This is a genomic window from Lelliottia sp. 489 (genome assembly GCF_050435885.1).
GTDB classification, from domain to species: Bacteria; Pseudomonadota; Gammaproteobacteria; order Enterobacterales; family Enterobacteriaceae; genus Enterobacter; species Enterobacter nimipressuralis.
The window spans coordinates 1-25177 of sequence record NZ_JBNDLC010000008.1; the positions used below are offsets into that span (position 1 = coordinate 1).

Genomic DNA, 25177 nt, shown 5'->3' on the forward strand with positions numbered 1-25177 from the left:
CCTGACCCCATGCCGAACTCAGAAGTGAAACGCCGTAGCGCCGATGGTAGTGTGGGGTCTCCCCATGTGAGAGTAGGGAACTGCCAGGCATCAAACAAGTGAAGAGGCCATCCGCAAGGATGGCCTTTTTGCGTTTTTGTCCTTTCTGATTTATTCCTCTGCTTCCCTCCGTGAAACTTTCTCACCTTCCTCTTACAGACTCGACATTCGCACGATTCCTGGGTATTGTCAGCTATCTGGATGTCTAAACGTTTATACGTATGCTGTGAGGATATAAGGTTATGCCGATTAGGGTGCAGGACGAGCTACCAGCCGTTAATTTCTTGCGTGAAGAGAATGTCTTTGTGATGAAGGCCTCGCGCGCAACAGGTCAGGAAATTCGTCCACTTAAGGTTCTCATCCTCAACCTGATGCCCAAAAAGATTGAGACGGAAAACCAGTTCCTGCGCTTGCTCTCCAACTCCCCGCTGCAAGTGGACATCCAGCTGCTGCGCGTCGATGCCCGTGAATCGCGCAACACACCGTCCGAGCATCTGAATAACTTCTACTGCAACTTCGAAGATATCCGCAACGATAACTTCGATGGTCTGATCGTCACGGGTGCACCGCTGGGCCTGGTTGAGTTCAACGACGTGGCCTACTGGCCGCAGATCAAGCAGGTACTCGAGTGGGCCAAAGATCACGTTACTTCAACGCTCTTTGTCTGTTGGGCGGTACAAGCGGCACTGAATATTCTCTATGGCATCCCGAAGCAAACCCGCACGGAAAAGCTGTCTGGCGTTTACGAACACCACATTCTCCATCCTCATGCGTTGCTGACGCGTGGTTTTGACGACTCTTTCCTTGCACCTCACTCGCGCTACGCAGATTTCCCGGCCGCGCTGATTCGTGATTACACGGATCTCGAGATCCTGGCCGAAACGGAAGATGGCGACGCCTATCTGTTCGCCAGTAAAGACAAACGTATCGCCTTTGTGACGGGACATCCGGAATACGATGCGCATACCCTGGCCAGCGAATTTTTCCGCGATGTGGAAGCGGGGTTAACCCCGGAAGTGCCGTACAACTATTTCCCGAAAAACGATCCGCAAAACACGCCAAGAGCAACCTGGCGCAGCCATGGCAATTTGCTGTTTACTAACTGGCTCAACTATTACGTCTATCAGATCACGCCATACGATCTGCGCCACATGAATCCGACGTTAGATTAATCCTCTGCGCAGAACGATCCTAAAGCGTTTCAGCATTCCAGATCAGGCACCTTCGGGTGCCTTTTTTATTTCCGAAAAACCCTTCATCCGTTAAATAATTTTTAATCTCTTCCTAATCAATAAGATAAGAACAATATTTAATTAAAATGGAAATTGTTTTTGATTTTAGAAAAATAATGGATAGTCTTAAATCTGCTGAGCGAAAACCACACAACGATCTTTCGCTCGCAGTGGGGGACGTTTTTTTGGATCTTTGATGAGGAGCAGAGAAATGAATCAACAGGCAACGACTACCGATGAACTGACGTTTAACCAGCCCTATGGTGAGCTGGAACAGCAGGTTCTGACGCCAGACGCCGTCGAGTTTCTGACTGAGCTGGTGACGCGCTTTGCACTGAAGCGCAATAAACTGCTGGCGGCTCGTATTCAGCAACAGCAGGACATCGATAACGGTAAGCTTCCAGACTTCATTTCGGAAACTGCTTCCATTCGTAACTCAACCTGGAAAATCCGTGGTATTCCGCAGGATTTACAAGATCGTCGCGTCGAGATCACCGGCCCGGTTGAGCGTAAAATGGTGATTAACGCTATGAATGCCAATGTAAAAGTGTTCATGGCTGACTTCGAAGATTCACTGGCGCCAGACTGGCGTAAAGTGATCGAGGGGCAAATCAACCTGCGCGATGCGGTCAATGGCACTATCAGCTACACCAATGAAGCCGGAAAAATCTATCAGCTGAAACCCAATCCTGCCGTACTGATTTGCCGTGTGCGCGGCCTGCATCTGCCTGAAAAACACGTCACATGGCGCAACGAAGCCATTCCCGGCAGCCTGTTTGATTTTGCGCTCTACTTCTTCCACAACCATAAAAGCCTGCTGGCAAAAGGGAGTGGCCCTTATTTCTACCTGCCAAAAACGCAGTCATGGCAGGAAGCGGCCTGGTGGAGCGAGGTATTTAGCTACGCGGAAGATCGCTTCAATCTACCGCGCGGCACCATCAAAGCCACCCTGCTGATCGAAACGCTGCCAGCAGTGTTCCAGATGGATGAAATCCTGCACGCCCTGCGCGACCACATCGTCGGCCTGAATTGTGGACGCTGGGATTACATCTTCAGCTACATCAAAACCCTGAAAAATCATCCAGACCGCGTGCTGCCCGATCGCCAGGCGGTCACTATGGACAAGCCTTTCCTGAGTGCCTACTCACGCCTGCTGATCAAGACCTGCCATAAACGCGGCGCGTTCGCGATGGGGGGGATGGCGGCCTTTATTCCGAGCAAAGATGCCGAGCGCAATAATCAGGTGCTGACCAAAGTGAAGGCGGATAAAGAGCTTGAAGCCCGCAACGGCCACGATGGCACCTGGGTTGCCCATCCGGGCCTGGCGGACACGGCGATGGAGGTTTTCAACAGTGTGCTGGGTGAGAACAAAAATCAGCTTTTCGTTACCCGCGAAGACGACGCACCTGTCTCAGCTGAAGAGCTGCTGATGCCGTGCGAAGGCGAGCGAACTGAAGCAGGCATGCGCGCCAATATTCGCGTTGCGGTCCAGTACATCGAAGCATGGATCTCGGGCAATGGCTGCGTCCCGATTTACGGCCTGATGGAAGATGCCGCCACGGCGGAGATCTCCCGAACCTCCATCTGGCAGTGGATCCACCACCAGAAAACGCTCAATAACGGCAAACCGGTCACTAAATCCCTGTTCCGCCAGATGCTTGCCGAAGAGATGCGGGTGATTCAGGACGAGCTGGGCGAACACCGCTTCAGCAGTGGCCGTTTTGACGATGCCGCGCGTCTGATGGAGCAAATCACGACGTCTGAAGAATTAATCGACTTCCTTACTTTGCCCGGCTATCGCCTGCTGGCCTAACTACCCAGGCTATTTTGTTCGCCATTTTGGCCCAGGCAGTGCTCAGAATCCCTTTGGTTCTTGCGCGCTGGCCGTGACCAAACTGCCTTCACCAATAACGCCTGGGAAGCCAGGACGATAATATGGAGCATCTGCACATGAAAACCCGTACCCAACAAATCGAAGAATTACAAAAAGAGTGGACTCAACCGCGCTGGGAAGGCATCAACCGCCCGTACAGCGCAGAGGAAGTGGTGAAACTGCGCGGTTCGGTCAACCCGGAATGCACGCTGGCGCAGCTCGGTGCCGCAAAAATGTGGCGTCTGCTGCACGGCGAATCGAAAAAAGGGTATATCAACAGCCTCGGTGCGTTGACCGGTGGCCAGGCGTTGCAGCAGGCGAAAGCGGGGATTGAAGCGGTCTATCTCTCCGGCTGGCAGGTGGCGGCCGACGCCAACCTGGCCTCCAGCATGTATCCGGATCAGTCGCTCTATCCGGCCAACTCCGTACCCTCGGTGGTCGATCGGATCAACAACACTTTCCGTCGTGCGGATCAGATCCAGTGGGCGTCCGGCATTGAGCCAAACGATCCGCGTTTCGTGGATTACTTCCTGCCTATCGTGGCAGATGCCGAAGCAGGTTTTGGCGGCGTACTTAATGCGTTTGAGCTGATGAAATCAATGATTGAAGCCGGTGCAGCGGCGGTTCACTTTGAAGATCAGCTGGCGTCCGTGAAGAAGTGCGGCCATATGGGCGGCAAAGTGCTGGTGCCGACGCAAGAAGCGATTCAGAAACTGGTCGCCGCGCGTCTGGCGGCGGATGTTCTGGGCGTGCCGACCCTGGTTATCGCCCGTACCGATGCGGATGCGGCGGATCTGATTACCTCTGACTGCGACCCTTACGACAGCGAATTCATTACCGGTGAGCGCACCAGCGAAGGGTTCTACCGTACGCATGCAGGTATCGAGCAGGCTATCAGCCGCGGTCTGGCCTACGCCCCGTATGCCGACCTGGTGTGGTGCGAAACCTCCACGCCGGACCTGGCGCTGGCAAAACGCTTTGCCGATGCGATCCATGCTAAATATCCAGGCAAACTGCTGGCGTACAACTGCTCGCCGTCGTTCAACTGGCAGAAGAATCTGGATGATAAAACCATCGCCAGCTTCCAGCAGCAGCTCTCTGAGATGGGCTACAAATACCAGTTCATCACCCTCGCGGGTATCCACAGCATGTGGTTCAACATGTTCGATCTGGCCCACGCCTACGCGCAGGGCGAGGGCATGAAGCACTACGTGGAAAAAGTGCAGCAGCCAGAGTTTGCGGCCAGCAAAGAGGGCTACACCTTTGCTTCTCACCAGCAGGAAGTGGGCACAGGCTATTTCGACAACGTCACGACGATCATTCAGGGCGGCGCCTCATCGGTTACGGCGTTGACCGGTTCGACTGAAGAATCACAGTTCTGATGTTTTCTCCCTCTCCCCTCGGGGAGAGGGCCGGGATGAGGGGAGCCTATGTCGCGTGGCCTGGAGTTACTGATTGCACAAACCATCCTGCAGGGCTTCGACGCGCAGTATGGCCGTTTTCTGGAAGTGACTTCAGGCGCGCAGCAGCGCTTCGAACACGCCGACTGGCACGCCGTACAGCAGGCGATGAAACAGCGTATCCATCTTTACGATCATCACGTGGGCCTGGTGGTCGAGCAGTTGCGCTGCATCACCGATGGTAAAAGCCCCGACGCCGATTTTCTGCTCCGCGTAAAAGAGCACTACACCCATCTGTTGCCGGATTACCCGCGCTTCGAGATTGCGGAGAGCTTTTTCAACTCCGTCTATTGCCGGTTATTTGACCACCGCTCGTTATCTCCTGAGCGGTTATTTATTTTCAGCTCTCAGCCTGAGCGTCGCTTTCGCACCATCCCGCGCCCGCTGGCGAAGGATTTCTTCCCCGAACACGGCTGGGAAAGTCTGTTGAGCAAAATGCTCTCGGATTTACCGCTGCGTTTGCCATGGCAAAACAAAACGCGCGACGTGGGCTATATCATCGCGCATCTGACGGACGCTTTCGGCACCGACGTTTTACAACGCAGCCATCTACAGGTGGCTAACGAACTGTTTTTCCGCAATAAAGCCGCCTGGCTGGTCGGGAAGCTACTCACCCCCACGGCCACCATTCCCTTTCTGTTGCCGATCCATCGAACGGATGACGGCGAACTTTTTGTCGATGCCTGTCTGACAACCAGCGCCGAGGCAAGCATTGTCTTCGGCTTCGCCCGCTCCTATTTCATGGTTTATGCGCCACACCCCGCCGCGTTGGTGGAGTGGCTGCGCGAGCTGCTCCCCGTCAAAACCACCGCCGAACTGTATATGGCGATTGGCTGCCAGAAACACGCGAAAACTGAGAGCTATCGCGAATATCTGCACTACATCAGCAGTAGCGACGAACAGTTCATCGAAGCGCCTGGTATTCGTGGGATGGTGATGCTGGTCTTCACGCTGCCGGGTTTTGATCGTGTGTTTAAGGTCATCAAAGATAAATTCGCGCCGCAGAAAGAGATGACGGCGGCGCACGTTCGCGCCTGCTATCAGCTGGTCAAAGAGCACGACCGCGTGGGGCGCATGGCCGACACCCAGGAGTTCGAAAACTTTGTGCTGGATAAACGGCAGATCGCGCCTGCGCTAATGACCCTGCTGATGCAGGAAGCGCCGGGCAAAATCACCGATCTGGGCGATAAGATTGCCATCAGCCATCTTTACATCGAACGCCGAATGGTTCCGCTCAATATCTGGCTGGAGCAGGTGGACGGCCAGGCGCTGCGTGATGCGATTGAAGAGTACGGTAACGCGATCCGCCAGCTGGCAGCGGCCAATATTTTTCCCGGCGATATGCTGTTTAAAAACTTTGGCGTGACGCGCCACGGGCGGGTGGTGTTCTACGATTACGATGAAATCTGCTACATGACCGAGGTGAATTTTCGCGATATCCCGGCTGCGCGCTATCCGGAAGATGAGCTGGCCAGCGAGCCGTGGTACAGCGTCTCGCCGGGCGATGTCTTCCCGGAGGAGTTTCGCCACTGGCTCTGCGCCGACCCGCGCATCGGGCCGTTATTTGCAGAGATGCACGAAGATCTGTTCCACGCCGACTACTGGCGCGGTCTGCAAACGCGCATCAAAAACGGTTACGTTGAAGATGTGTACGCCTACCGCAGGCGGCAGCGTTTTAGCGTGCGGTGGTCAATGTAGTGTTTCCCCTCTCTTACGAGAGGAGAGGGGAGCAGGCCGCATACAAGGTTAGCGAATCCCACCATACGCCAGCGTCACTTCCTTCGCCGCTTTGATGACCAGCGCGCCCAGCTCGGTGACGCGGTCATCGGTCACGCGCGAGATCGGGCCAGAAATGGAGATCGCGGCGAAGGGTTCGCGGTGCTCATCAAAAATACACGCCGCGATACAGCGCAGACCCAGCGCATGTTCTTCATCATCGAACGAATAGCCGCGCTTGCGCGTCTGGGCCAAATCATCCTTCAGATGCAGCGGGGAAACCAGCGTGGCATGCGTATAGGCATGCAGCCCTTTGCGGTGCAGCAGGCCAGTGACTTGCTCCTCGCTGAGCTGCGACAGAAAGGCTTTCCCCGCCCCCGACGCATGCATCGGCAGCTTACCGCCAATCGGTGCGGACATACGCATCAGCTGCGTACACTGCACCTGGTCAATGATAATCGCCTGATGGTCGCTTTGATCGAGCACCGCCAGGTTGACCGTCTCGCCAGAATCTTCCATCAGTTTGCGCAGGATCGGATGCACAATCGCCAGCAGATTACGGCTTTGCAAAAAGCTGCTGCCGACGATAAACGCATGGGCACCGACGGACCAGTGGCCCAGTTCACCCACCTGGCGGACAAAGCCCAACTGCTGCATGGTGCTTAACAGACGGTGCGTGGTGGAGTTCGGCAGGCCTGCCTGCTGCGCCAGCTCGGTCAGAGCCACGCTGCTGTGGGATTCCGCGATCCATTCCAGCAGCTTTAATCCGCGGGTGAGCGACTGAACTTGTCCGCCTGGCGGCGCGGTGGTGGCAGCAGGTTTTCTGCCGCGTTTTGCGGGAACGGTAGCGACCATGACGGAATCCTTTTTCTGTATCGTGGAAATCATTTTCGTTTTATTTGGTGAATTTGCAACCGTTATCCTGACTGATCGGAGGAGTGATAGTGAACATGTCTCATGTTAACGCTGCGTCACTTCTCCACCCTGCGAGATTATGCCAGTATGGACTGCTGGCCTTTTGGCCTTGTTGAGCGTTGTCGGGAGCGAGTGTGAGCAGCAAAGTAGATCAACTGCGTGCGCAGTTAAATGAACGAATTCTGGTGCTGGACGGCGGCATGGGCACCATGATCCAGAGCTATCGTCTGAGTGAAGACGATTTTCGCGGCGAGCGTTTCGCCGACTGGCCTTGCGACCTAAAAGGCAATAATGACCTGCTGGTGCTGAGTAAACCGGATGTCATCGCGGCCATTCATAACGCCTATTTTGAGGCGGGCGCGGACATCGTCGAAACCAATACCTTCAACTCGACAACCATCGCCATGGCGGATTACCAGATGGAATCCCTGTCGGCAGAAATCAATTTTGAGGCCGCCAGGCTGGCGCGCGCCTGCGCCGATGCATGGACGGCCCGCACGCCCGACAAACCGCGCTACGTCGCCGGGGTGCTTGGCCCCACCAACCGTACCGCCTCTATTTCACCGGATGTGAACGATCCGGCCTTCCGTAACGTGACTTTTGATCAGCTGGTCGAAGCCTATCGTGAATCCACCAAAGCGCTGGTGGAAGGGGGCTGTGATCTGATCATGATCGAAACGGTATTCGACACCCTCAACGCGAAAGCTGCGATCTTTGCGGTGAAGGAAGAGATGGAAGCGCTGGGCGTCGATCTGCCGATTATGGTCTCGGGCACCATTACGGATGCCTCTGGGCGCACCCTTTCCGGTCAGACGACGGAAGCGTTTTACAACTCCCTGCGCCACGCGGATGCCCTCACATTTGGCCTCAACTGTGCCCTCGGCCCGGATGAACTGCGCCAGTACGTGCAGGAACTCTCCCGCATCGCCGAGTGCTACGTTACGGCGCACCCGAACGCCGGCCTGCCAAATGCCTTTGGCGAATACGATCTCGATGCAACGACGATGGCCGCGCAAATTCGGGAGTGGGCAGAGTCAGGTTTCCTGAACATCGTCGGCGGTTGCTGCGGCACCACGCCGGAACATATCGCTGCCATGAGCAATGCCGTCGCAGGCTTGCCGCCGCGCCCGTTACCGACGCTGCCGGTGGCCTGTCGTCTGGCGGGCCTTGAGCCGCTGACCATCGCCGATGACAGCCTGTTTGTGAATGTCGGTGAACGTACTAACGTCACCGGTTCCGCTAAGTTCAAGCGGTTAATCAAAGAAGAAAAATACAGCGAAGCGCTGGACGTTGCCCGCCAGCAGGTGGAAAGCGGCGCGCAGATCATCGATATCAACATGGATGAAGGGATGCTCGACGCCGAAGCGGCGATGGTGCGTTTCCTGAATCTGATTGCCGGTGAGCCGGACATCGCCCGCGTGCCGATCATGATTGACTCCTCAAAGTGGGACGTCATCGAAAAAGGGCTGAAGTGCATTCAGGGCAAAGGCATCGTCAACTCTATCTCGATGAAAGAGGGGGTAGAGCTATTTATTCATCACGCAAAACGGGTGCGCCGCTATGGCGCGGCCGTGGTGGTGATGGCGTTTGACGAAGTCGGCCAGGCCGATACCCGCGAACGCAAGATTGAGATTTGCCGCCGCGCGTACAAAATCCTGACGGAAGAGGTCGGTTTCCCGCCAGAAGACATCATTTTCGACCCCAATATCTTTGCCGTCGCGACGGGTATCGAAGAGCACAACAACTACGCGCAGGACTTTATCGGCGCCTGCGAGGATATCAAACGCGAGCTGCCGCATGCGCTGATCTCCGGCGGCGTCTCCAACGTTTCGTTCTCGTTCCGCGGTAACGATCCGGTTCGTGAAGCCATTCACGCCGTGTTCCTCTACTACGCCATCCGTAACGGCATGGACATGGGGATCGTCAACGCCGGACAGCTGGCGATTTATGACGACCTGCCCGCCGAGCTGCGCGACGCCGTGGAAGACGTGATCCTCAACCGCCGCGACGACTCCACTGAACGGATGCTGGAGCTGGCGGAGAAATATCGCGGCAGTAAAAGCGACGAAAGCGCCCAGGTTCAGCAGGCTGAGTGGCGCTCGTGGGACGTGAAAAAGCGTCTGGAATACTCGCTGGTCAAAGGCATTACCGAATTTATCGAGCTGGATACCGAAGAGGCCCGCCAGCTCTCCGCTCGCCCGATTGAGGTGATCGAAGGGCCGCTGATGGACGGGATGAACGTGGTCGGCGACCTGTTTGGCGAGGGCAAAATGTTCCTGCCGCAGGTGGTCAAATCCGCGCGCGTCATGAAACAGGCGGTGGCCTATCTCGAACCCTACATTGAAGCCAGCAAAGAAAAAGGGCAGACCAACGGCAAGATGGTGATCGCCACCGTCAAAGGCGACGTCCACGATATCGGCAAAAATATTGTCGGCGTGGTGCTGCAGTGCAATAACTACGAAATCATCGACCTCGGTGTGATGGTACCGGCAGACAAAATTCTCAAAACCGCGCGCGAAGTGAATGCGGATTTGATCGGCCTTTCCGGGCTTATCACGCCGTCGCTGGACGAAATGGTCAACGTGGCGAAGGAGATGGAGCGCCAGGGCTTTACCATTCCGCTGCTGATTGGCGGTGCGACGACCTCAAAAGCGCACACTGCGGTGAAAATCGAGCAGAATTACAGCGGGCCGACGGTCTACGTACAGAACGCCTCACGTACCGTGGGGGTGGTGTCGGCCTTGCTTTCTGCGACCCAGCGTGATGATTTTGTCGCGAAAACCCGCAAAGAGTACGACACCGTTCGTATTCAGCATGGCCGCAAAAAACCGCGCACTCCGCCAGTGACGCTGGCCGCCGCGCGGGAAAACGATCTGGCCTTCGACTGGGCAAGTTATACGCCGCCGGTGGCGCATCGCCTGGGCGTACAGGCGGTCACGGCGAATATCGAAACCCTGCGTAATTACATTGACTGGACGCCGTTCTTCATGACCTGGTCGCTGGCGGGAAAATACCCGCGCATTCTTGAAGATGAGGTGGTCGGTGAAGAGGCGCAGCGCCTGTTTAAAGACGCCAACGATCTGCTCGACCAGCTCAGCGCTGAAAAGAGCCTCAATCCGCGCGGCGTCGTGGGGCTGTTCCCGGCGAACCGCGTCGGGGATGACATCGAAATTTATCGCGATGAAACCCGTACTAACGTGCTGGCGGTGAGCCGTCATCTGCGCCAGCAAACCGAGAAAGTCGGGTTTGCCAACTACTGCCTGGCCGATTTCGTTGCGCCAAAACTCAGCGGCAAAGCGGACTACATCGGCGCGTTCGCCGTTACCGGCGGGCTGGAAGAGGATGCTCTCGCCGAGGCCTACGAAGCGCAGCACGATGACTACAACAAAATCATGGTGAAAGCGATTGCTGACCGCCTGGCAGAAGCGTTCGCTGAATACCTGCATGAGCGGGTGCGTAAAGTCCATTGGGGTTACGCGGCAAATGAAAACCTCAGCAACGAGGAGCTGATTCGCGAGAACTACCAGGGGATTCGCCCGGCACCGGGCTATCCGGCCTGTCCGGAGCACACGGAAAAGGGCACCATCTGGCAGTTGCTGGATGTGGAAACGCATACGGGCATGAAGCTTACCGAATCCTACGCTATGTGGCCGGGTGCGTCCGTCTCGGGCTGGTATTTCAGCCACCCTGACAGCAAATACTACGCGGTGGCGCAAATCCAGCGCGACCAGGTGGAAGACTATGCCCTGCGTAAAGGGATGAGTGTCTCAGAAGTAGAGCGCTGGCTGGCCCCGAATCTGGGCTACGACGCTGATTAACGTCACTTTTCCTTACAACTAACAGGGCGCTCATCGGGCGCCCTGTCTCTTTATTGCGTTTAAACCCTTATACTTAAGCAAGCTCAGGCTCATCGTAGGCTGGATAAGCTACGCGCTATCCGGCGTTTCAGGCATGGGCTTCAGGAATCGATAACAATAAGGAGAACCCACTTCCGTGCTGACGTTGTTACACCTGCTATCGGCCGTCGCCCTGCTGGTCTGGGGCACGCACATTGTTCGTACCGGCGTGATGCGCGTCTTTGGCGCGCGCTTACGCACCGTCCTCAGCCGCAGCGTTGAGAAGAAGCCGCTCGCCTTCTGCGCGGGGATCGGCGTCACCGCCCTCGTGCAAAGCAGTAACGCCACCACCATGCTCGTCACATCGTTTGTGGCGCAAGATTTGGTGGCGCTGACGCCGGCGCTGGTGATTGTACTGGGTGCCGACGTCGGGACCGCGCTGATGGCGCGTATCCTGACCTTCGATCTCTCCTGGCTGTCACCGCTGCTGATCTTCATCGGCGTCATCTTCTTCCTTGGCCGCAAACAGACCCGCGAAGGACAGCTGGGGCGCGTAGGGATTGGTCTCGGGCTGATTCTGCTGGCGCTGGAGCTGATCGTGCAGGCGGTTACGCCGATCACCCAGGCCAACGGTGTGCAGGTGATTTTCGCCTCGCTGACGGGCGACATCATGCTCGACGCGCTGATTGGCGCGGTGTTTGCCATCATCAGTTACTCCAGTCTGGCGGCCGTGCTGTTGACTGCCACCCTGACCACCGCAGGGGCGATCTCCTTCCCGGTGGCGCTGTGCCTGGTGATCGGCGCGAACCTCGGCTCGGGTCTGCTGGCGATGCTCAACAACAGCGGTGCGAACGCTGCGGCCCGTCGCGTGGCGCTGGGGAGTTTGCTCTTTAAGCTGGTGGGCAGTCTGATAATCCTGCCGTTTGTTCACCCGCTGGCGAATCTGATGGATAACCTGCCGCTGCCGAAAGCTGAGCTGGTGATCTACTTCCACGTGTTCTACAACCTGGTGCGCTGTCTTGCGATGGTGCCGTTCGCCGGGCCAATGGCGCGGTTCTGCAAACGCATGATCCGCGATGAGCCTGAGCTGGACGCCCGCCTGAAGCCGAAGCACCTCGACACCTCAGCGCTGGATACCCCGGCGCTGGCGCTGGCCAATGCCGCCCGTGAAACTCTGCGTATGGGCGACGCGATGGAAACCATGCTGGATGGACTGAAGAAAGTGATGCACGGCGAGCCTCGCGAAGAGAAAGAGCTGCGCAAACTGGCCGATGATATCAACGTGCTTTACACCGCGATCAAACTCTATCTCGCGCGTATGCCGCAAGACGAGCTGGCGGAAGAGGAATCCCGCCGCTGGGCCGAGATCATCGAGATGTCCCTCAACCTTGAGCAGGCATCCGATATCGTCGAGCGTATGGGCAGTGAAATCGCCGACAAATCGCTCGCCGCCCGTCGGGCGTTTTCGCTGGAAGGGGTTGCTGAACTGGATGCGCTGCACGATCAATTACTCAGTAACCTGCAGCTGGCCATGTCGGTCTTCTTCTCCGGCGACGTGCCCAGCGCTCGCCGTTTGCGCCGCAACAAGCATCGCTTCCGCATCCTCAACCGCCGATACTCCCACGCACACGTTGACCGTCTGCATCAGCAAAACGTGCAAAGTATCGAAACCAGCTCCCTGCACCTGGGGCTGCTCGGCGACATGAAACGTCTCAACTCCCTGTTCTGCTCGGTGGCCTACAGCGTGATGGAACAGCCGGATGAAGATGATGAAAGGGATGAGTATTAATCGTGCGCACTTTTAATCGTTAAAGAGAGACCCAGCGCTTGCATGACCGTTAACGTGGTTTTGAGCGTTGGGTTGCCTTTCTCGCTGAATGAACGATAGAGTTGTTCACGAGATAAACCCGTCTGAGCGGCTATTTGGCTCATCCCCTTTGCCCGGGCAATGACGCCCAACGCTTTTGCTATATAAGCGGCGTCTCCGGTTTCAAATGCATCAGCCATAAACACAGCGATTTCATCATCATCGACAAGCGCACTGGCGGGATCGTACAGCGTAAATTTATTCATGGCTTATAAACTCATTGGGTTCAAGCGATCTGGCAAACGTCTTAGCCAGTTGTATGTCTCTGTCCTGGCTGCTTTTGTTTCCGCCGCTCAGCAATACGAGCAAAATCTCGTCATAGTGTTTGAAATAGATGCGGTAACCAGGACCATAGTGAATTCGCAACTCGCTGACCCCTTCCCCGACAGGCTTCACATCCCCTGGCAAACCGTTGGCTAAACGAAAAAGGCGTGCGGCAATGAGCGTCTTGAGCCTTTTATCTTTTAGGTTTTGCTCCCAGCAGCGGAAAGAGGGTGTCTGAACGATTTCCTTCATACTACTCCATGTATTTTTTAAACTACATCCCGAATGAACTCATGGCGTGAAATTAGAAGAAAATCGTCATCCGATAAATGGGCGAAACGCAGATCCTGAAGCCGCCTCGCAAGGCGGAAAAGGGAAAGTCAGTTTTTACCGGCTAATCTTTTTACCAGCCCAAACCTAAGGTATATTTCGCCCATTAAGGAGAAATTATGCTGCCCACCCAATCAACCCGATTAAACAAATACATTAGCGAGAGCGGAATCTGCTCGCGTCGCGAGGCTGATCGTTACATCGAGCAAGGTAACGTTTTCCTGAACGGTAAACGCGCCACCATTGGCGATCAGGTGGTGCCTGGCGACGTGGTAAAAGTGAATGGTCAGCTGATCGAACCAAGAGACGAAGAAGATCTGGTCTTTATCGCGTTGAACAAACCGGTGGGTATTGTTAGCACCACGGAAGATGGCGAGCGGGATAACATCGTTGATTTCGTCAACCACAGCAGCCGTATCTTCCCGATTGGGCGTCTGGACAAAGACTCGCAGGGGCTGATTTTTCTCACCAACCATGGCGATCTGGTGAACAAAATCCTGCGCGCCGGTAACGACCATGAAAAAGAGTATCTGGTCACGGTTAACAAGCCGGTTACGGATGATTTTATTCGCGGTATGGGCGCGGGCGTGCCGATTCTCGGTACCGTCACGAAGAAGTGCAAAGTCAAAAAAGAGGCACCGTTCACCTTCCGCATTACCCTGGTGCAGGGGCTAAACCGTCAAATCCGTCGTATGTGTGAGCACTTTGGTTTTGAGGTCACGAAACTGGAGCGAACGCGCATCATGAACGTCAGCCTCTCCGGAATTCCGCAGGGCGAATGGCGCGATCTGACAGGCGATGAGCTGATTGAGCTGTTTAAGCTGATAGAAGGTTCGTCTTCCGAGGCGAAGCCGAAAGCCAAAGCAAAACCGAAAACGCAGGGGATTAAACGGCCTGTCGTCAGTGCGCCAAAATCCGCAGAAAAAGAGCGCAACAAGCCTGCCGGGAAGCGTTTCGTGCAGCCGGGCCGTAAAAAGAAAGGGCGCTAAATTAGCGCCTTCCACGGGGTGAGGTGTTTGCAGACCACGAGAACGTGGATTCCGTATCCGGTTTATAAGCCTGCGCTTTTTTAAGTTTGCGGGCTTTTTTTGCTTCAACTTCACGCTGGGCCATCAGTTTATCGATGTACTCTTTTTTCACCTGATTGGTTTCAGCGTTTGTCAGAGTACGACCATGTGCAATCCGTGCGCGATCGAGCAGCGTTTTCAGCTCGCGCTGCTCGCTTTCCGTCATGTCTTTCTGGGTCAATCTCGGTGTGGACATACCTGAAGCCTCTTGAGAGTAGAGGCTTCAGTGTAAAGCAAGCCGGGGTTTGCGCGAAGTGAATTAGTTTTCTTTCACCACTTCTTTTTTCGCTGGCTCTGCAATCGGTTTTCCTGACCAGTAGCCCGCCAGCAGCGAGCCGGACAGGTTATGCCACACGGAGAAGAGTGCGCCAGGCAGGGCCGCGAGCGGAGAGAAGTAGATCTTACCGAGCGCTGCCGCGAGGCCTGAGTTCTGCATCCCGACTTCAATCGCCAGCGTGCGGCAGGTCGATTCATCAAAGCCAAACAGTTTCCCGCCCCAGTATCCGCCCAGCAGACCAATGGTGTTATGCAGGATCACCGCGATAATCACCACAAATCCAACCGAGGCGATATGCGAGGCAGAGCCGGCGACCACAGCGCTGATGATCGCCAGGATGCAGACCATCGAAAAAGCAGGCAGGTAAGGTTCCACGGCTTTGACGACGCGTGGGAACAGGTGGTGAATGACAAGACCGAGCGCAATCGGAATCACCACAATTTGCAGGATGGAGAGCAGCATCCCCATCACATCCACCTGGATATGCGCATCCACATACAAACGCGTCAGCAGCGGTGTAGCGATAACGCCCACCAGCGTTGAGACGGATGAGATGGTCACCGACAGCGCCACGTCGCCTTTGGCCAGATAGATCATCACATTCGAAGCCGTACCGCTGGCGACGCTTCCCACCAGCACCATACCGGCGGACAAATCCGGTGGCATCTTGAAAGCCAGCGCCAGCAGCCAGGCGGCCAGCGGCATCACCAGATAGTGCAGGAAAATCCCCGCCGCGACCGGTGCCGGGCGCGACAGCACGCGCTTAAAGTCGTCGATTTTCAGATGCACACCCATGCCGAGCATGATCAGCATCAGCAGCGTGGTGACCCACGGGCCGACAGGGGTAAAAGTCGATGGCGTGTAATAGGCGAGAACAGAGAGCAGCAGTGCCCATAACGGGAACAGCCGCGTGATAGCGGATAACATAGTGAATTCCTTGCGATGACGTTGTGTTATTTAGTTATAAAAAAGCCGGGTTCGAGCCCGGCTATAGGTAATGTTTATCGTGCTAAGGAATATTATTCAAACAAATTATGATGAAGTTTCTGCACGACCTGTTCGGCTTCGTGACCCGGTACCAGGAAGCACAGGTTATAGCTCGATGCGCCGTAGCAAATCATGCGGATATTGAATGGATCCAGCACGCCAAAGACCTCTTTGCCCACGCCGCAGGCGCGTGACAGCTGGTTGCCGATAATCGCGACCAGCGCCAGATCCTCTTCAACTTCAACGCGGCACAGGGCGGAAAGCTCCATCAGCAGCGATTGCGTCAGCAGAGTATCGCCCGTCGACGTCGAGCCGGTGGTGTCCAGCGTCAGCGCAATGCTCACTTCGGAAGTGGTGATCAGATCCACCGAGATATTGTGGCGCGCCAGAATCCCGAACACTTCCGCCAGGAAACCGCGAGAGTGCAGCATATTCAGGCTATGCAACGTCACCAGCGTTTGCTTGCGGCGCAGCGCCAGGGCGCGGAACAGCGGTGGATTCTTTGTGCTTTTACACACCAGCGTCCCGCCAGCTTTAGGATCTTTGCTCGACCCGACAAACACCGGAATATCGCTGCGTACGGCAGGCAGCAGGGTGGCCGGATGCAGCACTTTCGCGCCGAAGGTCGCCATTTCGGCAGCCTCTTCAAAGGCGATAACATCAATACGTTTTGCGGCAGGCACCACGCGCGGGTCGGTGGTGTAGATGCCTGGGACGTCGGTCCAGATATCCACGCGGGAAGCGTACAGCGCTTCGCCGAGCAGCGCAGCCGTGTAGTCGCTGCCGCCACGGCCCAGAGTGGTGGTGCGGCCTTTGGCTTCGCTCCCGATAAAGCCCTGGGTAATGACAATTCCTTCGGCCAGTCGCGGCGCCAGCTGCTGTTTAGACAGCTCGGAAAGGGTCGCGACGTCCGGTTCGGCACGGCCAAAGCGGTCACTGGTACGCATCACTTTGCGCACGTCAAACCACTGCGCCAGCACGTCGCGCTCACGCAGGATTTCAACGAACAGCAGGGTGGACATCAGCTCGCCGTGGCTCACCAGTTCGTCGGTCAGCGCCGTCGACGTTGCCAGAGAGGCGGCTTCCGCCAGAGTGGTGATATTTTCGAGCAGGCGCTCGACTTCCTCGCGAATCACCTGAGGGTTCTTCATACGTTCGAGAATATCGAACTGAATTTTGCGCAGCGCATCGAGCTTCACAAAGCGCTCGGTCGCTTCCAGTCCTTCTGACAGGGCCACCAGCAGATTCGTCACGCCAGCCGATGCAGAAAGCACCACCAGGCGGGTCGTCGGATCGGCCAGCACCACGTCGGCGCTGCGGTTCATGGCGTCGTAATCGGCCACACTGGTACCGCCAAATTTGGCGACAACAAAACTCGTCATAACATCCTCGTGTCAGGGAAAGAATAAAGCGACCATGGCACAAGAACGAAACGATGACAGGTGCAGGCGCAAATACCGCCCTATAAATAAAATGTGGGGAGAGTCCTGTCAACGCTGGGATTATGCGGATTTTTCATGGGGGGGTACCCCTCAGTAACAGGACTAATAACAAGCCATTATTTTATCCCTCGTTTTACGGCGATCCGGAGGACATTCCACCGCGATAGGGCTGGCTATAGCGACTATACTTTTGGGACTTTTCACGCCCGTTTGATGCAGACCAGGGCAATGGCATAAAAACCATCACAATTTCCGCGCGCAGGCGCTACAATCGACCGCAGTCACAATTCTCAAATCACAAGAGTATTGCTAATGAAAAATATCAATCCAACGCAGACAACTGCCTGGCAGGCACTACAAAAACACTTCGACGAAATGAAAGACGTCACCATCGCGGACCTGTTCGCGAAAGACGGCGACCGTTTCAGCAAATTCTCCGCAACCTTCGACGATCTGATGCTGGTGGACTTCTCCAAAAACCGCATCACCGAAGAGACGCTGGCAAAACTGCAGGATCTGGCGAAAGAGACCGATCTGGCAGGGGCGATCAAGTCCATGTTCTCCGGCGAGAAGATTAACCGCACCGAAGACCGTGCTGTTCTGCATGTTGCCCTGCGCAACCGTAGCAATACTCCGATTATCGTTGACGGCAAAGATGTGATGCCGGAAGTGAACGCCGTGCTTGAGAAGATGAAAACCTTCTCTGAAGCCATTATCTCCGGCAGCTGGAAAGGCTACACCGGCAAAGCGATCACCGACGTGGTCAACATCGGTATCGGCGGCTCTGACCTCGGCCCCTTCATGGTGACCGAAGCGCTGCGTCCGTACAAAAACCATCTGAACATGCACTTCGTCTCCAACGTCGATGGTACCCACATCGCCGAAGTGCTGAAAAAAGTGAATCCAGAAACCACCCTGTTCCTGGTTGCGTCTAAAACCTTCACCACGCAAGAAACCATGACCAACGCCCACAGCGCGCGCGACTGGTTCCTGGCAACGGCTGGCGATAACAAACACGTGGCGAAACACTTCGCGGCGCTCTCCACCAACGGCAAAGCCGTGGGCGAGTTCGGCATCGATACCGCGAACATGTTTGAATTCTGGGACTGGGTCGGCGGCCGTTACTCCCTGTGGTCAGCGATTGGTCTGTCGATCATCCTGTCCGTGGGCTACGACAACTTTGTTGAGTTGCTCTCCGGCGCGCACGCGATGGACAAGCACTTCTCCACCACCCCGGCTGAGAAAAACCTGCCGGTGTTGCTGGCGCTGATCGGCATCTGGTACAACAACTTCTTCGGCGCTGAAACCGAAGCGATCCTGCCGTACGATCAGTACATGCACCGCTTCGCGGCGTACTTCCAGCAGGGCAACATGGAATCCAACGGCAAATACGTTGACCGTAACGGCAACGCCGTGGATTACCAGACTGGCCCAATCATCTGGGGTGAGCCGGGCACCAACGGTCAGCATGCGTTTTACCAGCTGATTCACCAGGGCACCAAAATGGTCCCATGTGATTTCATCGCGCCAGCGGTGACCCACAACGCGCTGTCCGACCATCATCAGAAGCTGCTGTCTAACTTCTTCGCCCAGACCGAAGCGCTGGCGTTTGGTAAAGCGCGCGACGTGGTTGAGCAGGAATATCGCGATCAGGGTAAAGATCCGGCGACGCTGGACCACGTGGTGCCGTTCAAAGTCTTCGAAGGCAACCGCCCAACCAACTCCATCCTGCTGCGCGAAATCACTCCGTTCAGCCTGGGTGCGTTGATTGCGCTGTATGAGCACAAAATCTTCACGCAGGGCGCGATCCTGAATATCTTCACCTTCGATCAGTGGGGCGTTGAGCTGGGCAAACAGCTGGCTAACCGCATTCTGCCAGAGCTGGGTGATGACAATGATATTAACAGCCATGACAGTTCAACGAATGGTCTGATTAATCGCTATAAATCCTGGCGCGGATAATTAATATTCCCATATCAATGCCGGCGAAATGCCGGCATTTTTTTATCGGATAATTCCGGTTGTCCGTTACCTGGCGCAAATTTCTATTCTGAGTTTAATCCGAAAAGGTCGATTACCCTGCTAATCACTGGGTGTTATTTTAGGAATATACGGAGCCTTTGTGTTTCCGTGTATATTATAACTTGTTGATTTAATATGTTTTTATAAATAGTAAATAGCCGATGCTATTTCCTTTCATCCATTTATCCTAAAACCATCCCCCTATTTCCCCGTTCGGCAATCCCTCTGCTTTAGTTGTGTATACTCGAATCCGCCTGAATTTCTTTTTGGGCAAATCTCCATTCATTCATTGAAGGGAAATTGTTATGAAGAAAGTACTGTATGGCATTTTTGCCATATCTGCGCTTGCGGCGACGTCTGCCTATGCGGCTCCGGTTCAGGTCGGGGAAGCAGCAGGTTCGGCGGCAACGTCTGCGTCTGCGGGGAGTTCTACCGCAACCGCGACCAGCACCGTAGGCTCGGCCGTGGGTGTCGCTCTGGCGGCAACCGGTGGCGGTGATGGCTCCAATACCGGAACCACGACCACCACGACAACAAGCACTCAGTAATAACGGGTGTATTACCATAACCACACTTCGGTGTGGTTATTTCACCCCTTCGGAGAAGAGTCGTGAAGCGACCTGCAATCATTCTGATTTGCCTGCTGTTGCAGGCGTGCTCAGCCACCACCAAAGGGCTGGGAAACTCACTGTGGGACAGCCTGTTCGGCACGCCAGGCGTGCATCTGACGGATGACGATATCCAGAATATGCCCTACGCCAGCCAGTACATGCAGTTAAACGACGGGCCACAGCTGTTTGTGGTGCTCGCTTTCGCCGAAAACGGGCAGCAGAAATGGGTGACGCAGGACCAGGCCACACTCGTGACGCAACATGGGCGTCTGGTGAAAACCCTGCTCGGCGGCGACAACCTGCTTGAAGTGAACAACCTCGCAGAAGACCCGCTTATCAAACCGAATCAGATCGTCGATGGCGCAAGCTGGACGCGCACTATGGGCTGGACGGAGCACAAACAGGTGCGCTACGCCACGGCGCGATCCCTGTTCCGCTGGGATGGCACTGATACCGTGACGGTGGGCAGCGACCAAACTCAGGTGCGTATCCTTGATGAAGAGGTCACGACCGACCAGGCTCGCTGGCATAACCGCTTCTGGGTGGATGACGAAGGGCAGATTCGCCAGTCTCTGCAATACCTTGGCGCGAATTTCTTCCCGGTGAAAGCCACCCTGATCAAGGCGGCGAAACAATGAAAATCATCACATCTGCTGCGCTGCTCCTGACACTGACCGCACCGCTGGCGTGGTCGGCGGGAACCGTCAAGGTCTATACCCCCGGCAGTAAAGAGCCGAAAACACTTTCTAACGCTGAACATCTGATTGATCTGGTCGGCCAGCCGCGTCTGGCGAATAGCTGGTGGCCGGGGGCGGTGATCAGCGAGCGTCAGGCCAGCGCGGTTGCCGATCAACAACACAAGGCGCTGCTGGCCCGGCTGACGGGTCTGGCAGGGCAAGAAACGGGCGACACGGCTGCCGCGATTAACGCCGTGCGCCAGCAGCTGCAGGCGATAAGCGTAACGGGGCGCCAGCTGATTAATCTCGATCCCGACGAAGTGCGCGTGGCGGAGAAAGGCAATCCGACCCTGGAAGGGGAATACACCCTGTGGATCACATCGCAGCCGACCACCGTGACGGTGATGGGGCTGGTTAGCGCTCCTGGGAAAAAGCCGTTTACGCCGGGGCGCGATCTCGCGAGTTACCTGGATGACCAGAGCCTGCTGGAAGGCGCGGAACGCAGCTATGCGTGGGTGGTTTATCCCGATGGTCGCACGCAAAAAGCCCCGGTAGCGTACTGGAACAAACGCCATATCGAGCCGATGCCGGGCAGCGTGATTTTTGTCGGCTTTGCCGATCACTTCTGGACGAAGGCGTATGACGGACTGAACACCGACATCCTTCACTCCCTGACGCATCGGATACCGGATTAATGAAAAGAACTTATCTCTACAGCATGCTGGCGCTTTGCGTCAGCGCCGCCTGCCACGCTGAAACATTTCCCGCGCCCGTTGGGCCGTCGCAGTCAGATTTCGGCGGCGTCGGCTTGCTGCAAACGCCCACGGCACGCATGGCGCGCGAGGGCGAAATCAGCCTTAACTACCGCGATAACGATCAGTACCGCTACTATTCCGCATCGGTACAGCTCTTCCCGTGGCTAGAAACCACCCTGCGTTACACCGATGTGCGTACCAAACAGTACAGCAGCGTCGAGGCGTTCTCGGGCAACCAGACTTACAAAGACAAAGCCTTCGACGTCAAACTGCGCCTGTGGGAAGAGAGCTACTGGATGCCGCAGGTCTCCGTCGGCGCGCGCGATATCGGCGGTACGGGTCTGTTTGATGCGGAGTACATCGTCGCCAACAAAGCCTGGGGACCGTTCGATTTCTCCCTCGGGATGGGCTGGGGATATCTAGGCACCAGCGGCAACGTGAAAAACCCGTTCTGCTCCTACAGCGACAAATATTGCTATCGCGACAACAGCTATCAGAAAGCCGGTTCGGTCAACGGCGATCAGATGTTCCACGGCCCGGCGTCGCTGTTTGGCGGCGTGGAATATCAGACGCCATGGCAGCCGCTGCGCCTGAAGCTGGAGTACGAAGGCAACAACTACACGGAAGATTTTGCAGGCAAGATCGAGCAGAAGAGCAAGTTTAACGTCGGCGCCATTTACCGTGTTACCGATTGGGCCGACGTTAACCTCAGCTACGAGCGCGGCAACACCTTCATGTTTGGTGTCACGCTGCGAACCAACTTTAACGATATGCGTCCGTCCTACAACGACAACTCCCGCCCGGCCTACCGACCGCAGCCGCAGGATGCGATCATGCAGCACTCGGTGGTGGCGAATCAGCTGACCCTGCTGAAATACAACGCGGGTCTGGCCGATCCGAAAATCCAGACAAAAGGTGACACGCTGTATGTCACGGGCGAGCAGGTGAAGTATCGCGACTCCCACGAAGGGATCGAACGGGCGAACCGGATCGTGATGAACGATCTGCCGGATGGGATCCGCACGATCCGCGTGACGGAAAACCGACTCAACATGCCGCAGGTGACCACGGAAACGGACGTCGCCAGCCTGAAGCGTCATCTCGAAGGCGAACCGCTGGGCCACGAAACGGAGCTGGTGCAAAAACGTATCGAACCGGTCGTGCCAGAAACCACCGAACAGGGCTGGTATATCGACAAATCGCGCTTCGATTTCCATATCGACCCGATCCTCAACCAGTCCGTCGGCGGCCCGGAAAACTTCTACATGTATCAGCTGGGCGTGATGGCCACGGCGGATCTGTGGATGACGGATCACCTGCTGACCACCGGCAGCGTGTTTGGCAATATCGCCAACAACTACGACAAATTTAACTACACCAATCCGCCGAGCGACTCGAAGCTGCCGCGCGTGCGTACCCGCGTGCGTGAATATGTGCAGAACGATGTGTATGTGAATAACCTGCAGGCCAATTATTTCCAGTACCTCGGAAATGGCTTCTACGGCCAGGTGTATGGCGGTTATCTGGAAACCATGTACGGCGGCGCGGGGGCAGAAGTGCTCTACCGTCCGGTAGACAGCAACTGGGCGTTTGGCCTGGATGCTAACTACGTGAAACAGCGTGACTGGCGCAGTGCGCAGGACATGATGAAATTCACCGACTACAGCGTCAAAACCGGTCATTTGACCGCCTACTGGACGCCGTCTTTTGCCCAGGACGTGCTGGTGAAAGCCAGCGTCGGGCAATATCTGGCGGGGGATAAGGGCGGTACGCTGGAGATTGCGAAGCGCTTCGACAGCGGCGTGGTCGTGGGCGGTTATGCGACGATCACTAACGTGTCGCCGGACGAGTACGGGGAAGGGGACTTCACCAAAGGGGTATATGTTTCCATCCCGCTGGATCTCTTCTCGTCAGGCCCGACCCGCAGCCGCGCAGCGATTGGCTGGACGCCGCTGACGCGTGACGGCGGACAGCAGCTTGGACGTAAGTTCCAGCTGTACGACATGACCAGCGACCGTTCCGTTAACTTCCGTTAATGCTGTTTTGCCTGATGGCGCTGCGCGTTTCCGGCCAACGATGTTGTCGGCCCGGTAAGCGTCGCGCCACCGGGCGATTCCTCTGGTTTGCTCAAAACATAAACAAAAAATATAGATCTCTGTCACATTTTTGAGTTATACAGGATCTTCGCTCCAGAGAATGAGGTGCTGTATGACATCCCTGACTCGTCCGCGCGTTGAGTTTATCTCAATGGTCCTCCAGACCGTGCTGAGCCTCGGTCTGTTGAGCCTTGGCCTGATACTGGTCGTCTTTCTCGGCAAAGAGACGGTGCATCTGGCGGATGTGCTGTTCGCCCCTGAACAAACCAGCAAATATGAGCTGGTTGAAGGACTGGTGGTCTACTTTCTCTACTTCGAATTTATCGCCCTGATTGTGAAGTATTTTCAGTCTGGCTTTCACTTCCCGCTGCGTTACTTTGTCTATATCGGGATCACCGCGATTGTGCGGCTGATCATCGTCGATCATAAATCCCCCCTTGATGTGCTGATCTACTCGGCGGCGATCCTGCTGTTAGTGATTACCCTCTGGCTGTGTAACTCTAAGCGGCTGAAACGCGAATAAAAAAATGGCGGCCTGAAGGCCGCCAAACAACAGTCACAAGTTTACTCTTCATATTTTACGCTGCTGATGCGTTGGCTGCGTTCGCTCACCCCAGTCACTTACTTTAGTAAGCTCCTGGGATTCACTCACTTGCCGCCTTCCAGCACCGCAAAATATTTTGAGTATTGGGTCAATACAATACGTCTAAAGTTGAGGGTTGCAGTGGCATAACACAATGAAGCTTAACCTTTCACACCGCCCGCCGTGAGGCCATTGACCAGCCAGCGCTGAGCCAGCAGGAACACCACGGTAATCGGGATGGCGGAGAGCACCGCGGCTGCGGCAAAGTCGCCCCACAGGTAGTTTTGCGGGTTGAGGTATTGCTGCATTCCTACGGCCAGCGTGTAGCTATTCACATCACGCAGCAGCAGTGACGCGACCGGGACTTCGGTAATGGCCGCGATGAACGACAGAATAAAGACCACCGCCAGAATCGGCACCGACAGCGGCAGCAGCACGAGGCGGAAAGCCTGCCACGGTGTTGCCCCATCCAGCGCCGCCGCTTCTTCAAGCGATCCGTCGATGGTTTCGAAATAGCCCTTAATCGTCCAGACGTGCAGCGCGATACCGCCCATGTAGGCGAAAATCACGCCGCCGTGGGTGTTCAGACCGATGAAGGGAACGTACTGACCGAGACGGTCAAACAACGCGTACAACGCCACCAGTGACAGCACTGCCGGGAACATCTGAAAAATCAGCATGCTTTTCAGCAGCGTCGCTTTGCCCGGGAAACGCATACGGGCAAAGGCGTAAGCGCAGGTGGTGGAGAGCGCCACAATCCCGATGGCGGTAATACCGGCCACTTTGATGGAGTTCCACAGCCACAGCAGCACCGGGAACGGCGGCGGCGTCACGCGGCCATCGGCGTGTTCGACGCTGAAGCCCAGCGCCAGCTTCCAGTGCTCCCAGGAGATCTGATCCGGGATCAGGCTGCCGGTGGCGAAGTTCCCTTCACGCAGGGAGATGGCGATAACCATCAGCAGCGGGAACATGATTGCTGCGATAAAAATCAGGAGCCCTAAGTGCGTCGCCAGGAGGCGCAACTTCTGAGATTTGGGTTGTACCATAGCCATAATATTCTTTACTCCTTAACACCGCTCCAGGCTATTTTGCTTGCCATTTTGAACGCTGGCAGTGCTCAGAATCCTC

20 protein-coding genes and 1 rRNA gene are annotated in these 25177 nt (G+C 55.9%); 14 read left to right on the top strand and 7 right to left on the bottom strand.

Going from position 1 to position 25177, the window contains the following annotated elements:
• The 5 genes from rrf to aceK all read left to right on the top strand — a co-directional run.
• A 5S ribosomal RNA gene (gene rrf, locus ABIE11_RS19160) occupies positions 1–89 on the top strand; the annotation flags it as partial.
• Positions 90–281: 192 nt separating this feature from the next.
• Entirely contained in the window at positions 282–1211 is a 930-nt protein-coding gene (gene metA, locus ABIE11_RS19165; RefSeq protein WP_100778090.1) for a homoserine O-acetyltransferase MetA, read from the top strand.
• Between the two features lie 271 nt (positions 1212–1482).
• Positions 1483–3084, top strand: coding sequence for a malate synthase A (gene aceB, locus ABIE11_RS19170; RefSeq protein WP_429185145.1), 1602 nt, complete (start codon positions 1483–1485; stop codon positions 3082–3084).
• A 137-nt stretch (positions 3085–3221) separates the two neighbouring features.
• On the top strand, positions 3222–4526 hold the full coding sequence (gene aceA, locus ABIE11_RS19175; protein ID WP_100780782.1) for an isocitrate lyase: 1305 nt from the start codon (positions 3222–3224) through the stop codon (positions 4524–4526).
• A gap of 48 nt (positions 4527–4574) precedes the next feature.
• Entirely contained in the window at positions 4575–6302 is a 1728-nt protein-coding gene (aceK, locus tag ABIE11_RS19180; protein ID WP_181827165.1) for a bifunctional isocitrate dehydrogenase kinase/phosphatase, read from the top strand.
• A gap of 48 nt (positions 6303–6350) precedes the next feature.
• Here the strand turns inward: aceK and iclR are convergent, their stop codons facing one another.
• Positions 6351–7175, bottom strand: coding sequence for a glyoxylate bypass operon transcriptional repressor IclR (gene iclR / locus ABIE11_RS19185; protein WP_123429852.1), 825 nt, complete (start codon positions 7173–7175; stop codon positions 6351–6353).
• Between the two features lie 194 nt (positions 7176–7369).
• On the opposite strand from iclR, the gene metH reads away from it, so the two are divergent.
• Both metH and ABIE11_RS19195 read left to right on the top strand, forming a co-directional pair.
• Positions 7370–11053, top strand: coding sequence for a methionine synthase (gene metH, locus ABIE11_RS19190; RefSeq protein ID WP_371974095.1), 3684 nt, complete (start codon positions 7370–7372; stop codon positions 11051–11053).
• A gap of 175 nt (positions 11054–11228) precedes the next feature.
• Positions 11229–12860, top strand: coding sequence for a Na/Pi cotransporter family protein (locus ABIE11_RS19195; RefSeq protein WP_100778085.1), 1632 nt, complete (start codon positions 11229–11231; stop codon positions 12858–12860).
• Here ABIE11_RS19195 and ABIE11_RS19200 read toward each other — a convergent pair.
• Both ABIE11_RS19200 and ABIE11_RS19205 read right to left on the bottom strand, forming a co-directional pair.
• On the bottom strand, positions 12857–13144 hold the full coding sequence (locus ABIE11_RS19200; protein WP_100778084.1) for an addiction module antidote protein: 288 nt from the start codon (positions 13142–13144) through the stop codon (positions 12857–12859). The genes ABIE11_RS19195 and ABIE11_RS19200 overlap by 4 nt on opposite strands.
• Positions 13137–13454: a type II toxin-antitoxin system RelE/ParE family toxin gene (locus tag ABIE11_RS19205; RefSeq protein ID WP_100778083.1), complete on the bottom strand. Its 318-nt coding sequence runs from the start codon at positions 13452–13454 to the stop codon at positions 13137–13139. The genes ABIE11_RS19200 and ABIE11_RS19205 overlap by 8 nt, the downstream gene beginning before the upstream one ends.
• A 197-nt stretch (positions 13455–13651) precedes the next feature.
• On the opposite strand from ABIE11_RS19205, the gene rluF reads away from it, so the two are divergent.
• Positions 13652–14521 (top strand): 23S rRNA pseudouridine(2604) synthase RluF, encoded by an 870-nt coding sequence (gene rluF, locus ABIE11_RS19210; protein ID WP_100778082.1) that lies wholly within the window; start codon positions 13652–13654, stop codon positions 14519–14521.
• A gap of 1 nt (position 14522) precedes the next feature.
• On the opposite strand, the gene ABIE11_RS19215 is transcribed toward rluF, so the two are convergent.
• From ABIE11_RS19215 to lysC, 3 genes are all read right to left on the bottom strand, one after another.
• Positions 14523–14795 (bottom strand): DUF3811 domain-containing protein, encoded by a 273-nt coding sequence (locus ABIE11_RS19215; RefSeq protein WP_100778081.1) that lies wholly within the window; start codon positions 14793–14795, stop codon positions 14523–14525.
• Between the two features lie 63 nt (positions 14796–14858).
• On the bottom strand, positions 14859–15803 hold the full coding sequence (gene panS / locus ABIE11_RS19220) for a ketopantoate/pantoate/pantothenate transporter PanS (protein WP_100778080.1): 945 nt from the start codon (positions 15801–15803) through the stop codon (positions 14859–14861).
• Between the two features lie 92 nt (positions 15804–15895).
• Positions 15896–17245 carry a lysine-sensitive aspartokinase 3 gene (gene lysC / locus ABIE11_RS19225; protein ID WP_429185146.1) on the bottom strand — a complete coding sequence of 450 codons (1350 nt, stop codon included), beginning with the start codon at positions 17243–17245 and terminating at the stop codon, positions 15896–15898.
• Between the two features lie 372 nt (positions 17246–17617).
• Between lysC and pgi the strand changes: the two genes are divergently transcribed.
• The 6 genes from pgi (at position 17618) to psiE (ending at position 23989) form a co-directional block, all read left to right on the top strand.
• Positions 17618–19267: a glucose-6-phosphate isomerase gene (gene pgi, locus ABIE11_RS19230; protein ID WP_429185147.1), complete on the top strand. Its 1650-nt coding sequence runs from the start codon at positions 17618–17620 to the stop codon at positions 19265–19267.
• A 365-nt stretch (positions 19268–19632) separates the two neighbouring features.
• Positions 19633–19875, top strand: coding sequence for an exopolysaccharide production protein YjbE (yjbE, locus tag ABIE11_RS19235; protein WP_100778077.1), 243 nt, complete (start codon positions 19633–19635; stop codon positions 19873–19875).
• A gap of 62 nt (positions 19876–19937) precedes the next feature.
• Positions 19938–20576 (top strand): YjbF family lipoprotein, encoded by a 639-nt coding sequence (locus ABIE11_RS19240; RefSeq protein ID WP_102105626.1) that lies wholly within the window; start codon positions 19938–19940, stop codon positions 20574–20576.
• A complete protein-coding gene (locus ABIE11_RS19245; RefSeq protein ID WP_429185148.1) occupies positions 20573–21310 on the top strand; it encodes a capsule biosynthesis GfcC D2 domain-containing protein in 738 nt (245 codons plus the stop codon). Before ABIE11_RS19240 ends, ABIE11_RS19245 begins: the two co-directional genes overlap by 4 nt.
• Positions 21310–23406, top strand: coding sequence for a YjbH domain-containing protein (locus tag ABIE11_RS19250; RefSeq protein ID WP_123429856.1), 2097 nt, complete (start codon positions 21310–21312; stop codon positions 23404–23406). The genes ABIE11_RS19245 and ABIE11_RS19250 overlap by 1 nt, the downstream gene beginning before the upstream one ends.
• A 172-nt stretch (positions 23407–23578) precedes the next feature.
• Positions 23579–23989: a phosphate-starvation-inducible protein PsiE gene (psiE, locus tag ABIE11_RS19255; RefSeq protein ID WP_095280319.1), complete on the top strand. Its 411-nt coding sequence runs from the start codon at positions 23579–23581 to the stop codon at positions 23987–23989.
• Between the two features lie 221 nt (positions 23990–24210).
• On the opposite strand, the gene malG is transcribed toward psiE, so the two are convergent.
• A complete protein-coding gene (gene malG, locus ABIE11_RS19260) occupies positions 24211–25101 on the bottom strand; it encodes a maltose ABC transporter permease MalG (protein ID WP_100778072.1) in 891 nt (296 codons plus the stop codon).
• Positions 25102–25177: the final 76 nt, after the last annotated feature.